General features: G+C 59.8%; 12 protein-coding genes and 1 pseudogene. 4 read left to right on the forward strand and 9 right to left on the reverse strand.

What is annotated here, in order from left to right:
• Positions 1 to 12 precede the first annotated feature (12 nt).
• Positions 13 to 1,188, forward strand: coding sequence for an AI-2E family transporter YdiK (gene ydiK, locus P0D70_RS16400; RefSeq protein WP_408185278.1), 1,176 nt, complete (start codon positions 13 to 15; stop codon positions 1,186 to 1,188).
• A gap of 16 nt (positions 1,189 to 1,204) precedes the next feature.
• On the opposite strand, the gene P0D70_RS16405 is transcribed toward ydiK, so the two are convergent.
• From P0D70_RS16405 to P0D70_RS16425, 5 genes are all read right to left on the reverse strand, one after another.
• Positions 1,205 to 1,516 (reverse strand): hypothetical protein, encoded by a 312-nt coding sequence (locus P0D70_RS16405; protein ID WP_408185279.1) that lies wholly within the window; start codon positions 1,514 to 1,516, stop codon positions 1,205 to 1,207.
• 25 nt (positions 1,517 to 1,541) lie between these two features.
• The gene (gene fabI, locus P0D70_RS16410) at positions 1,542 to 2,324 is read right to left on the reverse strand and encodes an enoyl-ACP reductase FabI (RefSeq protein WP_408185280.1); all 783 of its coding nucleotides are present in this window, start codon (positions 2,322 to 2,324) and stop codon (positions 1,542 to 1,544) included.
• 66 nt (positions 2,325 to 2,390) lie between these two features.
• On the reverse strand, positions 2,391 to 3,578 hold the full coding sequence (locus P0D70_RS16415) for an acetate/propionate family kinase (protein ID WP_408185281.1): 1,188 nt from the start codon (positions 3,576 to 3,578) through the stop codon (positions 2,391 to 2,393).
• A gap of 4 nt (positions 3,579 to 3,582) precedes the next feature.
• Positions 3,583 to 4,521, reverse strand: coding sequence for a phosphate acetyltransferase (locus P0D70_RS16420; protein ID WP_286161963.1), 939 nt, complete (start codon positions 4,519 to 4,521; stop codon positions 3,583 to 3,585).
• 38 nt (positions 4,522 to 4,559) lie between these two features.
• Positions 4,560 to 6,896 (reverse strand): DUF3141 domain-containing protein, encoded by a 2,337-nt coding sequence (locus P0D70_RS16425; RefSeq protein WP_408185282.1) that lies wholly within the window; start codon positions 6,894 to 6,896, stop codon positions 4,560 to 4,562.
• A 339-nt stretch (positions 6,897 to 7,235) separates the two neighbouring features.
• Here P0D70_RS16425 and P0D70_RS16430 point away from each other — a divergent pair, with 339 nt between their 5' ends.
• Positions 7,236 to 8,129: a transporter gene (locus tag P0D70_RS16430; protein ID WP_408185283.1), complete on the forward strand. Its 894-nt coding sequence runs from the start codon at positions 7,236 to 7,238 to the stop codon at positions 8,127 to 8,129.
• 73 nt (positions 8,130 to 8,202) lie between these two features.
• On the opposite strand, the gene hpnJ is transcribed toward P0D70_RS16430, so the two are convergent.
• Entirely contained in the window at positions 8,203 to 9,624 is a 1,422-nt protein-coding gene (hpnJ, locus tag P0D70_RS16435; RefSeq protein WP_091795503.1) for a hopanoid biosynthesis associated radical SAM protein HpnJ, read from the reverse strand.
• A gap of 618 nt (positions 9,625 to 10,242) precedes the next feature.
• On the opposite strand from hpnJ, the pseudogene hpnI reads away from it, so the two are divergent.
• Positions 10,243 to 11,370: pseudogene (gene hpnI, locus P0D70_RS16440) on the forward strand (bacteriohopanetetrol glucosamine biosynthesis glycosyltransferase HpnI); the annotation flags it as partial.
• A gap of 393 nt (positions 11,371 to 11,763) precedes the next feature.
• Positions 11,764 to 12,267 (forward strand): hypothetical protein, encoded by a 504-nt coding sequence (locus P0D70_RS16445; protein WP_408185284.1) that lies wholly within the window; start codon positions 11,764 to 11,766, stop codon positions 12,265 to 12,267.
• A gap of 227 nt (positions 12,268 to 12,494) precedes the next feature.
• On the opposite strand, the gene P0D70_RS16450 is transcribed toward P0D70_RS16445, so the two are convergent.
• The 3 genes from P0D70_RS16450 to P0D70_RS16460 are packed head-to-tail and all read right to left on the reverse strand — an operon-like array spanning position 12,495 to position 14,515.
• Positions 12,495 to 12,881, reverse strand: a complete 387-nt coding sequence (locus P0D70_RS16450; protein ID WP_408185285.1) for a BON domain-containing protein — start codon at positions 12,879 to 12,881, stop codon at positions 12,495 to 12,497.
• Positions 12,882 to 12,912: 31 nt separating this feature from the next.
• Positions 12,913 to 14,058, reverse strand: a complete 1,146-nt coding sequence (locus tag P0D70_RS16455) for a porin (RefSeq protein ID WP_408185286.1) — start codon at positions 14,056 to 14,058, stop codon at positions 12,913 to 12,915.
• Between the two features lie 43 nt (positions 14,059 to 14,101).
• Complete coding sequence (locus P0D70_RS16460) at positions 14,102 to 14,515, reverse strand: Rieske (2Fe-2S) protein (RefSeq protein WP_408185287.1); 414 nt, start codon at positions 14,513 to 14,515, stop codon at positions 14,102 to 14,104.
• Positions 14,516 to 14,558: the final 43 nt, after the last annotated feature.

A 14,558-nucleotide genomic window follows, 5' to 3' on the forward strand; every position in this document is an offset into this window, starting at 1 on the left:
GGAAGGCGCACGATGGAACACCCGGCTCAATCGACCCGGCCGCCGGAATCCGGACGTCAGATGGTCCGACCCGCGGTCGACCTTGCCCGAATCGTGCTGGCTGTCAGCGCGCTTTTTCTGCTGGTCGGCGGTAGTCTGTACATCGTGCATCCCTTCGTGCCCGCCCTGATGTGGGCTACGACGATCGTCGTGACGACCTGGCCGCTCATGCTGAAGATCCAGCGGTACCTGCGCGGAAGCCGGGGGTTGGCGGTGACAGTGCTCCTGCTGCTCGAGATCGTCGTTATCTGCATACCGGCATACGGCGCTGTCTCCACGCTTGCCGACCATGCAGCAGACATCATGGCCTTCGTCAAAGCGCTGCCCAACTATGCGCTTCCGTCCCCGCCCCACTGGCTCGCCAGCCTGCCGCTGACAGGGAGTCTTGTGCGCGAGTGGCAATCGCTATCCGACGCGGGCCCCGGCGGCATGCTCGCAAAATTGCAGCCTTATGCGGCTGTCGCCGCCAGGTGGATGGTGATTCAAGTGGGCCTCGTTGGCTCGTTTGCCGTGCAACTGATCCTGCTGATCATCATTTGCGGACTGCTCTTTGCCAAAGGCGAATCGGCCGTCCAGCTCGTGACGGGCCTGGCCTTGCGTGTCTCGCCGGAAAACGGCGCGAACATCGTGCATCTCACGGGCCAGTCGATCCGCGCAATCGCGTTGGGCGTCGTGGTGACGGCAGTCGTTCAGGCTTCGCTCGGCGCGGCCGGCATCTGGATCGCGGGCATTCCGTTTGCCGGCGTGCTGAGCGCCCTACTGCTCCTGATGTGCCTCGTGCAGATCGGACCGCTTCTGCCGATGCTCGGCTGCGTCGCCTATCTGTTCATGCATGACGCTCGATTGCCGGCTATTTTGCTGCTCGTCTGGACCATTGGCGTTTCAGTGCTCGACAACATTCTGCGCCCCATCCTGATTCGCCGCGCAATAGCACTGCCAATGGTGCTTATCCTCACTGGTGTAATAGGCGGTCTGCTCGCCTTGGGACCGGTGGGCCTGTTCATCGGCCCGGTCATCCTCGCAGTGACTTATCATCTGCTCATAGCGTGGATCGAGGCTCCCCGAACTTTCGCCGCAGAGAATCCGGATGTCCAACCTCAGCCCCCTCAGCCAGTTGACAGTACGACGCACCCCGTTGCGGACGGGTGAGATGCGAGCGCCTCGTTCAGTCAGGCTGGACTGAGGCAGTGCTCTCATTCTCGAGGAAATCTGCTCCGGTGAGCCGGATGCGTCCTCCACAACGCGGCCGCATTGCCCGGCTCACAGCCTCCCGTATCTTTACCTGGCCAAGCGCGAACGCCAGCAGCGTCTGCCTGTTCGAATGGTCGGCCGCGCCGAGCACTTCGCACGCCGTGTCGCGATCAAGAGAGAATGCACAATAGCCCCAGCCGAAAGCGTGTGCTGAAAAGCAAAGCGTATTTTCGTCGCTAAAGAGCGGGGAGCTGATCTGAATGATTGTCGTATCCATTGCGTTCATGATGGCACCGCCTTTGACGGTTGGATCACGCCATGATGTTGAGGCCCCCGTCGATATACAACGTTTCGCCGGATAGCCGCCGCGCGTACGGCGTCGCAAGAAATGCACAGGTGTAGCCCACATCCATGATGTCGACCACCTCGCCCAGAGGCGCACGCTGCACGGCCTCGTTCAACATCAGTTCGAAATCCTTGAGCCCGGACGCCGCGCGCGTTTTGAGTGGACCGGGAGAAATGCTGTGCACGCGGATGCCCCTCGGCCCGAGTTCGTGCGCCAGATAGCGCGTACAGGCTTCCAGGGCGGCTTTGACAGGGCCCATCACGCTGTAGTTCGGCACCACTTTATTCGCACCGTAATAGCTCATCGTCAACAACGTACCGCCTTCTTTCATTAGCGGCGCGGCGAGGCGCGCCATTCGTACGAACGAATGGCAGGATATATCCATGGCGCTTAGAAAGCCCTCACACGAAGAATTCAACAACCCGCCATGCAGATCCGACTTTGGCGCCCATGCGATGGCGTGCACGACAATGTCGAGTTGCCCCCACAGTTCGTCGATTTTCCCGAAGACTGCTTCGAGCTCGCCCTCCCGCGTCACGTCTAGCGGCATGAAGATCTGCGCATCGAGCGATTTCGCGAGCGGCTCCACGTAAGGCTTTGTCTTTTCATTCGCGTAAGTGATCGCAAGGCTGGCCCCAAGCTCGTGAAACGCCTTCGCGCATCCATACGCAATCGAGTGTTCGTTAGCGATACCCGTGACTAGCGCTTTCGCATCCTTCAGGATCAAACGCGGTTGCTCGATCGGCATGATAAAACTCCTGGATAGGGCTCTTGGGTGCTGGCAAGCGTGACACTTCGCGTCGTGGACCTATGCTCATGATTTCAACGCGTGGACAGCCGCCTGCGTGTGGCGGGCAATCATGAGTTCCTCGTTTGTGGCAACAACCCAAACCGCCACCTTGCTCGACGGAAGGCTGATCAGCGGACCGCCCCTCTGATTCGCCACGTTATCGAGCTCGGCTCCCAGCCACGCCGCGTCCATCACGACACGCTCGCGAATCGTGGCCGCGTGCTCGCCGATTCCGGCAGTAAACACCAGCCCGTCAATGCCCTTCATCGCCGCAGCAAGGCTGCCGATTTCGCGCGCAATCCGGTAGACGTAGACATCCAGCGCAAAACGGGCGCGTGGCTCGACGCTGTTCAGCAACACACGCATGTCGCTCGACACGGCCGACATGCCGAGTAAGCCTGATTGTTTGTAGATCAGATCCTCGACGGCCCGCGCATCCATCTTCAGTTCATCGAGCAGATAGAGAATCACGCCCGGGTCGAGGCTTCCGCAACGCGTTCCCATCGGCAGGCCGTCTACCGCCGTGAATCCCATCGTACTGGCTACGCTCTTGCCACCAACCATCGCGCACAGGCTTGCGCCATTGCCGAGATGCGCGACGATGGTCCGGCCAGCCGCAGCCGTCGGCGAAATCTCCGGCAACACGCTTGCGATGTATTCGTACGACAGCCCGTGAAACCCATACCGCCGCACGCCCCGCTCCGTAATGGCCACAGGCAACGCGTAGGCGCGCGACGTCTCGCTCTGCGTGTGGTGAAATGCCGTGTCGAAGCACGCAACCTGCGTAACGTCCGGACGCAACTGCGAGATGATCCGGATAGGCTTCAGGTTATGCGGCTGATGCAGCGGCGCAAGTGGAGCGAGCTTCTCGAGTTCGTCGACGATAGCCGGTGTCGCCACAACGGCATCGGAGAATCGCTGGCCGCCATGCACGACCCGATGACCGACCGCCGTCAGGCGATGCCCGTCGCCATGGCTGCGCAGAAACGCGGAGAGATACTCGATCGCGCCCAGATGGCCGAGTTCGTAGCCCGCACCCCATTCCTTGCTACCGGCCTCACCATGCCGATCCGTCGCGCTGAAACGCGGGACCGTGTACAGCGCTTCGATCTGGCCGCGCAAAACGAGGTCGAGGTCGGCCGTTCCCGCATCGAATGCGGAGAATTTCAGGCTTGAAGAGCCGGCATTCAATACGAGGATCACGTCGGCCATGGCGTCACCCGACGATCTTGCCGGCCTCACGCCGGGCCTTGGCGACAAGCGCCGCGACCGCGCACGAGGCAAGACGTGTCGTCACGGAGTCCGCGCGACTCGTCAGAATGATCGGCACGCGCGCGCCAAGCACAATACCCGCCGCATCCGCGCCGGCAAGAAAGGACAGGCTTTTGGCGAGCATGTTTCCCGCCTCCAGGTCCGGCACCATCAGCAGGTTGGCGCGTCCGGCAACCGGTGAGTCGATCTGCTTGATTCGTGCAGCTTCGAGGTTGATTGCATTGTCGAGCGCGAGCGGACCGTCGACCAGTGCGCCAGTAATTTGCTGGCGATCCACCATTTTGCAAAGTGCGGCGGCTTCGACCGTGGACGGCACTTTCGGATTGACGGTTTCGGTGGCGGACAGAATCGCCGCACGCACTTCCGGAAACTGCAACGCGTGTCCCAGATCGATCGCGTTCTGCAGGATGTCGACCTTCTCTTCGAGCGACGGCGTGATATTCACCGCGGCGTCGGTAATGATCAGCGCTTCGTCATATTGCGGCACGTCCATGATGAAGCAATGACTGATGCGCCGCGCCGTTCGCAGTCCGGTATCCCGCTTCACGACTTCCGCCATCAACTCGTCCGTGTGCAGACTGCCTTTCATCAGTGCCTCGGCCTTGCCTTCGCGCACGAGCTGAACCGCCGCGGCAGCCGCCGCGTGGCTGAACGGCGCGTCGATGATCGGATAGGGGGATATATCAATGCCATGCTCAGCGGCAAGCGACTCGATGCGTGCGCGTGGCCCGACGAGCAACGGCGCAATCAGGCCCATCTTTGCTGCCTCGACGGCTCCTTCGAGTGAACTGCGATCGCATGGATGCACGACGGCTGTCGGCAAAGCCGGCAAATTTTTGCAGTACTCGATCAGACGCTGATACTTCGCATGCTGGGCTTCCATCGGCTTTCCTATCGTCGGTTCTGCTGTGGCGTGCGGGCTCATCGGCGCACCCGGTCGGGCACCGCAACCGGACGCTTGCGTTCGGGGCGCGGCATGAGTACCGAGCGGATGCGTTCGAGGGCCGACCGTTGCGCGTCGGTAGGCGCTGAATTCAGTACGCGCTCGTCCGCGACTAGTTTGTCGATCAACTCGAGAAAGCGGCTTCTGTCCTCGTCATGTGCGAGTAGAGTCGGCAGCGTGGCGATCGCCTGATCGGGTTCGTAGCTGGCGATAATTTCCTGTTCGCCACGAATGCGCCGCCACTGGTCGGCAGCAATGTCGGGAAGATAGTCAGCGTAGCTCTCAGCCAATTCCTTGCGCATCTCCAGGCGGGCCAGCGGTAAGGGCTCGCCCTTGCGCGCGAGAAGAAAAGCCGCGCGGGCCAGCGCCTCGGTGTAGCCACCCTCTCCGATCGCCTGAAGCGCTGTGCGCACAAAGGGCAGATCACGAGGATCGGTCGGGACCGAATCCGTGCGGTTCGCATGCGGATTGCGGTCGGCGAGATAGATCGAGTAGAGATTCCCGTAGATGCCGAAAAACGTTGCCTCGGTCGCGGCATCGCGCATTGCCCGGTAATAGTCGAGCGAAGCGCTCACGATGTCGGACCCGGTTTTCTCGGCCTTATGCCACGGGTTTTCTGGATCAACCGGTTGGCGGTTCTCCTTGACCGCCTTGGCGGCAGGATGCAGCCAGCCGAGCCAGGGGTTCATGTCGGACAGTGCCCACCGCTGGAAACGAAGCGGATGAAACTCGCGCAACATGCGGGCCGTCGTCTCGTTGCTCAACGACTGCACGATGGGTTGGGTGAAGAGTTCGTACGCCCGCTGATTGAAGTCTGACAGAGCGGCAACCGCTTCGAACGGCTTCTCGTCCACGCGCTCGAAACGGTTGAAATGCGCGGCGATCTCTTCGAGCCGATGTTCGCTGAATTCGACTTCGTATCCGATTTCCCCCGATGCGCTCTTTACTTCCTTGATCGACATGCCGTATAGGCCCGGCGGGAACGTCTCGATCGTTTCCAGAACGGAAACGATCTGCGTATGTTCCTTTCTTGCGACTTTGCCGGATACAAAGATGCCAAGGTGACCGATGTCCTGATGCATGAGACCAACGATCACCTGCCCGCGCGACTTGATTTCTTCCGTACTCTTATAAATATCGGCGACCCAATTGAACGCCTGTTGAGGTGGCGTGATGTTGTCGCCCATCGAAGCGAAGAGAATGATCGGCGAGCGGATCTCGCGCAAATCGAATGGCTTCCCGCCGCTGCTGCTCACTTCGCCAGACCACAGCTTGTTGCCGACGAAGAGATTGCGTGTGATCCACTCAATTTCCTCGCGATTCATCAGGTAGTAGCTGCCCCACCAGCGCTCGAACTCCAGATAACGGGGCGGCTCCGTATCGATGTTCGAGAACAGATGGTAATACTTGTCCCATAGCGAATTGGCGGGGTTCAGGTTTTCGAAGTTCTGGACCAGATGGGCACCGTCGAACTTGCCGTCGCCGAGATCCGCCGCATACGACGCGAGCCACGAACCGCCGAGGATCCCGCCCGCGTATCGCATTGGATTGTCGCTCTCACCTTCGCTCCACGCGCCGCTCCAGTACGACATCGGCGCACCATTGATAACGACGGGTCCGGTCTCGCCTGGATCGGAACTGGCCAGCATCATCGCGGCCCAGCCGCCCTGGCAGTTGCCGATGATAGCCGGCTTCGGGCCTGACGGATGCCGCGAACGCACCTTCCTCACGAACTGCTGCTCTGCCGTGCAGACATCGAGCAGTGTCTGACCAGGTTCGGGATCACGAAAGAACACCACGAAATACACAGGATGTCCCGCGCGAAGTGCCACCCCGGCTTGCGAGTCGTCCTTGAAGCCACCGATGCCCGGGCCATGTCCCGCGCGGGGATCGATGATGAGATAAGGGCGCTTGTTCGCGTCCACCACCACGCCTTTGGGCGGGCGAAGCTGGAGTAGCGCATAGTTCACGGGCCGCTCGAATTGCCGCCCGTCGAGAATGACGTCGTAGTCGAAATGCAGCACGGGGGTCGGCCCTTGCGCGCTTCGCTCCACGAACTCGGTGCCGCGCTCGACCAGAACGTCCCAAAACAGCAACGAGCGCTGCGCAACGTCGATCGCGTACTGCCATGCCTGCAATGGGTCGAATGGCGCAGCCACTGTATGTGCGGCATGCTTGACGGCACGATCGCCGTCAAACGCATCGCGCACACGTTGAGTCAACCGTTCCTGTGCGCCCCCTGTGCGCTTCTGCAACACGCGAGTAATCTTCGTGGCGATATCCTGACTGCGGGACAACTGTGCTCCTGCATCCATTGCGCAACCCTCGGAAAGGAACAAGAAATGATCACCAGCGGGAGACGGCAGCCACGTTCTTCATACCTGCACGCACGCTTTGAGTAGCGTAGCGTCCAGCATGCAACGTTCGCTACACGGGGTGCGCGCAGCGCACCAGCCCGACCCGAAATCGTTTCATGGTATGGCCCGTGGCTATCGCATGAAATCGGACCAAAGTCTTATTCCTGTGTGATCAGGCGACCGGTACGCTGCGTACATCGTGCCCTCTTCTACACTTTAAATTTTGCGGCCAGCCAGGTTGCCTATGGCCGCCTGCCCAAGCCGACCATGAGGCATCGTCCATGCCGTTGGGCTCTCATGCGCACTGCCGCAGCCGGATTTCTGTTTCCGGTCGGCGTGGCGTGTGCGCAAGAACTCGAACCGCGCACCTATTCTCCGTCTCCGGTCGGCACGCATTTTCTGGTCTCATCGTGGTCGCACTTGTCCGGCGACGTCCTGACGGATTCGTCCTTGCCCATCTCGGGGGTACGTGCACAGTTCAATCTGTGGTCACTCGCCTATGTGTCGACGTTTGGCTTTCTCGGGCACACGGCATCGCTGGGGATAGCGCTGCCGTTCGCGCGCGGGAACGTCAGCGGAGATGTTCTCGATTCGGCAACAGAGGTCCATCGTTCTGGCCTGGGCGATATGCGGCTGCGCTTCGCCTTCAATCTGTTCGGCAATCCGCCATTGCCTCCGGATGCGTTTGCCGCGCATGAATCCGCAACCGCGGTCGGGACCAGCTTGACGATCATCGCGCCCACGGGACAATACGTTGGGTCACGATTAGTCAACATCGGAACCAACCGATGGTCATTCAAGCCGGAGTTCGGCGTGTCGCAGACTCTTGGCAAGTGGTTCGTCGATGGGTCCGCGGGGGTATGGTTCTTTACGAGCAACAATGAGTTCTTTAACGGTGCGCAGCGAACTCAGGCCCCGCTGATGACTTTTCAATTGCACGGCGGCTACACGTTCCGCCCCGGGTTCTGGCTTGCCGGCGACCTCGGATACACCAGTGGCGGCCGGACCTCGACCAACGACGTGGAAGCGGAAGATCGACAGGCCAACGTGCGATACGGTGTGACGGTGTCCGCACCGATTGCGCGCGGATGGTCCACCAAGCTCGCGTTATCGCATGGTCTTGTGACCCGTGCAGGTGGCGACTTTACGTCCGTTACCCTGACGCTGCAGTATCGATGGTTCGACCGATAACTCCATCTCGCCACTGCAGCCACGTTTGCTTCCGCTCGCAAGGCCGAAAAAAACGTGGCTTCAGATAAGCTCTTTAAGCCTCGCGCGCCCTGAGAAATCTGAAGAACTCCACACCTTCCTGCAAGCGCCGTTTCATCATCTCCCAACTGACCAACATCTCGCGGACAATTTCCCAGATCTTTGCCGGTCTGAAGTAGAAGCGTTTATAGAATTCCTCGACGCCACGATAGATCTCTTCGCGCGACAAGTGCGGATAGCCGATTGCTGAAACCTGGACCCCCGTGGAACTGACGAGGTTGATGACCTTGCTCTCTTGCAGCCAGCCATTCTCGATTGCTTGCTTGTGAAGGCTCGTACCCGGATAGGGCGCCGCAAGCGACACCTGGATCGTGTGCGGATTAATCTCTTTCGCGTATTGGATGGTTTTCTGGATCGTCTCGCGCGTTTCACCCGGCAGCCCCAGAATGAAGGTGCCGTGGATCTTGATGCCGAGCTTACGGCAATCTTCAGTGAAGCGCCGTGCCATATCGGTTCGCAGGCCTTTTTTGACATTCACGAGAATCTGGTCGTCGCCTGATTCGTAGCCGACAAGCAGGAGCCGCAGGCCATTCTCCTTCATCACCTTGAGGGTGGAATAAGGCACATTCGCTTTCGCGTTGCACGACCACGTCACACCTAACTTGCCAAGACCACGGGCGATTTCCTCGGCTCTCGGTTTCAGATCGGTAAACGTGTCGTCGTCAAACATGATCTCCTTGATTTCGGGCATGTTGTCCCTGATCCATTTCACTTCTTCAAGAACATTCTCGACCGACCGCGTGCGATAGCGATGACCTCCGACCGTTTGCGGCCAGAGGCAAAAGGTGCACCTCGATTTGCAACCTCGCCCCGTATAGATGGAAACATACGGATGCTTGAGGTAGCCACTGAAATAATTCTCTGTCTTGAGGTCGCGCTTGTAGATGGGCGCAACGAATGGCAACTCGTCCATATCTTCAAGAATGGGCCGGGCTTCGTTGTGCATGATTGCGCCGTCGGGCAGACGGTAGCTCAGGCCGAGAATCGACTCGAACGGAAGACCCTGCGCAATGTCGCGACACGTGAAGTCGAATTCCTCGCGGCACACGAAGTCGATAGCGTCGCATGCCGTAAGCGATCCATGCGGATCGACGGCGACTTTCGCGCCAACCATCCCGACCCGTATCGTGGGCTTGCGCTTCTTTAAGTGCTCTGCGAATTGCGCGTCGCTCGGAAACGAAGGTGTGCTCGTATGAATGATGACGAGGTCACACTCTTGAGCAATATCTAGCGACGCCTCCAGCGACAGGCCATCTGCTTGCGCATCCAGAACGCGGCTATTCTCGATCAGCGCGGCGGGCTGGGCGAGCCACGTCGGATACCAGAATGAACGGATCTCGCGCTTCGTCTGGAAACGGGACCCTGCTCCACCATCGAAGCCATCGAATGAAGGTGCCTGCAAAAACAGTGTTTTCATAGATGCTCTCGAAGAAAATGGCCTGCATGCGCGGAATCCATCACCCGCCGAAACTCGCTGGGCGTCGGCAACGCACGGGAAGTTGATTCATGCACTCAACGTTGAGTCGGTCGCTGCAATAGATGGCATTGACGCTACCCTCCCCACAACGAAATGCGCAGACAGCAAGCGCAGACAGCAAGAATAGATAGAACCATCATCGCCCCATGAAACCGAATGGGATTGAAGCAGCGGAGCGGAATGGCCGCTGTCGCCAGGAAACGAAGGGACGTTCAAGAATACTACGAATCTCGCGCTCGACAGGAAGGGTTTTTTTCGCCTAGTCTAGTTAGGGATGCCGTGAGATGAGGTTACCCGTTGGCGAACTGTAAGCACTGCGGGTTGCTATGACCGCCAGGCAAATTAACCACCCCGGGTGGGTGACGTTCAGCGCCGGCCTGCCGCCATCTGCGTCCCGGGACGTGTGCGGCGTTCTTGTCATCGCGTGACGCTGGAATGAAAGTCGGCGCAAAAAAAAGAGCAACAACAGCTTTCGGCAAAAGGCGACAAACCCCCTATACTTCCGAACATCAACGAATAAGACGTTCCGCCTTCGACGATCCTCTGCACGGGGAACCTATGTTTCTCATCGGGCTTGCGCTTCTGTGCGCCATGGGTGCCGCGCTGGGGATTGTGTATACGCTGCTCGCCGGCGCATTAATGGGGCGTTTCTTTTCCCGTACGACATCGCAGCCCACCTGCTTTCCGCCCGTCACGATCGTCAAACCGCTGCACGGTGACGAGTGGTCCTTGCTTGGCAACCTGTCGAGCTTCTGCGAGCAGGACTATCCAGGCCCGGTGCACTTCCTGTTCGGCGTGCACGACGCGGAAGATCCAGCGTTGCAAACGGTCGAACAACTGCGTCTGCTATACCCCAGAGCACATATCACCGTCGTGGCTGATGCGCGACTCTATGGTCCCAATCGAAAGATGAGCAACATTCTCAACATGTTGCCCGAGGCGCGGCATGATGTGCTGGTGTTCGCGGACAGCGACGTGAGCGTGAGCAGCGGTTATCTGCGCAATGTGATCGGCGAGTTGCAGAAGCCTGGCGTGGGCCTCGTCACCTGCATCTATCGCGGACAGCCCGATCCGGGTTTCTGGCCTCGCCTGTCGGCCATGGCGACCAATTACCAGTTCCTGCCCAGCGTCGTCACGGGTCTTGCGCTTGGCCTCGCGCGTCCGTGCTTTGGGCAGACGATTGCAATGCGGCGCGCAACGCTCGAGAAGATTGGTGGCTTTGCCAAGTTCGTGCATCACCTGGCGGAGGACCATGCGATCGGCGAAGCGGTGCGCATGACTGGCGAGAAGGTGGTGATTCCGCCGTTCACGGTGTCTCACGCCTGCGGCGAGACCAGCGCCGCCAAGCTGATTGCGCACGAATTGCGCTGGAGCCGAACCATCCGGACAATCGATCCACTCGGCCATCTGGGCTCAGCGCTGATTCATCCATTCGCCTTTGCCCTGTTGGCCGTGCTGCTTTCCGGAGGCGCCGCCTGGGCCTGGCTGCTTGCGGCGCTCGCGCTGCTCGCGCGGCAAGCGTTGAAAGTCCTGTCGGACCGCTCGCTGGGGCAGCCACTTCGCGGCCTGTGGCTTCTGCCGTTCTGGGACATCGTGTCCTTTTCGATCTTCCTGGCGAGTTTTCTGTCGACGCGGGTCAACTGGCGCGGCTTCAGTTTCAAGGTAGATGGCAACGGCCTGTTAACGCCGGTCAGGACAAATGACGGTAGTGCGGATTCAAGTGGCAGGTTGCGCGACTTCGAAGCTGCGGGCCCGGAAACAGCAAAGTATCCTAACGCTGTCGATGAAGCTATCTGATAAGGATAACTATCCTCGATTTTACAAATAGCCAGTGACCAACAAAATGAATGTTGATTACGGTTTTGCGTCAGCCAGCCCATTCACCGATAACACGCTGGATCTTTCGTCGCGTTGCCCTGGACACAATTCACGCGTCAAGGCGGTCGGCGCCGCGTCGTCCCTTCGAGCGTAACGGATCCACGTGACAGCAGCGCGCGCCCCACTCCGTTCATCGAGCCGCGGCGCAACGCTCCATGAAAGCGAGACTGCCAGACGCGATCACCTTTAGCGGAGGCTTTCATGCTTAACCGACTTGCATTTCTGATCATGGCTTACACGGGGTTGGTGCTCGCGGGCTGCACCCCACCGCATCAACAGGTAGCCGCTGGCGCAGATCAGTCCGAACTTGTTGCACGCCTCGGCCCGCCGAAGGAAACGTACGATCTACCAAACGGCGGCAAGCGGCTGATGTGGCCGACCCAGCCCATGGGAACGACGACGACGGCAGCGGACATCGACGCTTCAGGCAAAGTGCTCGGTGTCCGGCAAGTACTTCGAGACAATGAGTTCCATCGTGCCGAGGTCGGAAAGTGGACCCGGGACGACGTGTTAGTCAACTTCGGCCGCCCTTTCGAAACCTCCTACTTCAAGCGCGTGAGCCGGGAGGTCTGGTCCTACCGGTACATGGAGAACAACATCGATCATCTGATATACAACTTCTATTTCGACGATCAGGGCGTGCTGCGGCAAACGCAGCGATCACCCGATCCCCAATTCGATCCCAGCCAGCGCAATCGGTTCTAATCACATCGAGCAGACAATGCCTTTATCTCACCCGTAAGCAGTCGAGCCGGCCGGCTTCGAACTTTGGCGCCGGCGGCAGTTGAGCTTGATGGAAAGCCAGAGCATCGACGTGCGTTGATCAAACGGCAGACGGGCGCTTTGTCGCGCGTAGGAATCACGCGCAACTGCAGGACGGGTAGAAGTGAGCGAGAGCAGCCGTCTTCGAGCTCACGCTTGACTAACGCAGCTTACATGCCGCCAAACGGTTTCTTGACCGTCAGCTTGTTGCTCACCGACGTCACGCCTGGGACGCTTCTCGCGATCGCCTCGGCCTTGGCGATCTGGGCAGTCTCCGCAACTGTGCCGTTCAGTGTCACCGCGCCGTCCTTCGTGGTGACACTGATGTCTCCGGCGTTGATCTCCTTGTATTTGCCGATGGCGGCGTACACCTTCCGGCGCAGCGCGCGATCAGCTTTCCTCCCCGTGGGTGCGGCCGCACCCGATGCCGCCTGCGCCGACGAGCCTTGCGCAACAGCTGGTGCGCTGGCTACCTGCGCGGTCTGGGACCACGCGCTCATGGACACCGCAGCGCCCAACGCGGCGATCGTCAATCCGAGTGCCTTGGTTTTCTTCATGGTTCTGCTCCGTTTGATAGGGATGGCGGGATCAGAAGGTATGGCGAATGCCAACCATCGCCGCCGTGGTCGAGACGCCGGGCGCGACCGGTGTGCCATAGACGATCGTCTGGTTCATGGTTCCCTTGTTGTCCACATAGCCGACCTGCGCGTAAGCCCTAGTCGCCTTCGACAAGCTGTATTCCGCGCCCACCGCGATTTCGCTCGAGTGATTCGCCGAATTGTTTCGGTCCTTCAGATAGTAGTAGCCGGACGTCACCTTGAAGACCGGATTGAACTGGTAGCCAAGGCCGCCCGAAATCATCTCGAAGTCGTAGGTGGTGCTCTTCGCCGGATTCTTGCCGACGCTGTACGAGGCGGACAACGAGAATCCGCTGATCGTGTACATCGCGCCGAAATAATAGAAGCGGTTATTGGCGAGGCCTGTCGCCGGAACGGCCGGACCCGTCGGGTAATTGGCCGGGTATGGATTGGTGTCGTGCCCGTTGTAGTACACCGCGGCCAGATTCAGACCGTAGTTCGAATACTTGAGCACGGCCGACTCTCGCGTGCCGCCCTGGAACTGCCCTGCGTTGCCTCCCGGCGCGAACTCGAGCGCGAGCGACGCGCCATAGAATTTCGGCGACGAGTAGACCAGCGCGTTACTGTCATACAGCGCACCGATCGGAGCGTTCGTGCTGGTGCCGGGCCAGCCGGCCGCCTGATTCATGCCCAGCCAGGCGGTCAGGATGCTGCCAAAGTACTGCGCGCCGCGCACGTCCGTTTCCGACATCGCGTAGATCATCGGGATGATCTGCCGGCCGGCGTCGAACGTGCCGAACGGTCCCGTTGCTCCAATCGTCGCAAACTGGTTGAAGAGCGCGGTCGTGCCCGGCGTGTCGGACAGCCCGAACTTGCCGTTGGTGGTGTTGAACGTGCCTTGCAGCTTGAACGTGATTTTGTATCCGCCGCCGATGTCTTCGCTTCCCTTCAGCCCCCAGAAGCTGGAGTAAATGCCGCCGTCCTTGAGTTGATAAACATGCCCCAGGTTACGCGCGTTCGGCTGAAACAATGCGGCTGTGGTGCTCTGATACAGCAGTCCGGCGTCGAGTACGCCGTAAAGCGTGACCGACGACTGGGCATGAGCGGCCGCTGAAAAAACTATCAGCACTGCCAGGCTGCTTGACTTGAATTTCATTGTGTCTCCTCCAGGTGTGGCGCGCGCCGGGTGGCCCGGCTACTTATGGCTTGTTGCTTGAATGAAACGGGGTTGTCACCACGTCGGATACCGGTGTGTGTCGCGATGCGGCATCGCATGCCGGTGCCTGCACGGTACCGATGACCGGATCCTCGACACTCACGAACAGCTTTCCGTCGATGGCACGCACCGGAAAGGTCGTCAGACTCAACCCGCCTGCGCCTGGCATGCAGCCGGTGCGCAGGTCGAAACGCAGACCGTGCGCCGGGCAACTCAGCACGCGGCCGTCGAGACGGCCGTTCGCGAGCGAAGCGCCGTTGTGGGGGCACGCGTTGTCGATGGCGTGGACCGTGCCGCCGATGTTAAACAGGACAATGCTGCGGCCATCGACGAAGGCCAGTTTTCGCTGGCCTGGCGCGAGTTCATCCACCGCACCAACCGGTATCTGACGTGACATTGCCTGTTCCTTTAGTTTTGGACTACTGACACCATGGCGCTTA

Origin of the sequence: Paraburkholderia sp. RL17-381-BIF-C, from assembly GCF_046026435.1 — a bacterium.
In the GTDB taxonomy this organism is placed as follows: Bacteria; Pseudomonadota; Gammaproteobacteria; order Burkholderiales; family Burkholderiaceae; genus Paraburkholderia.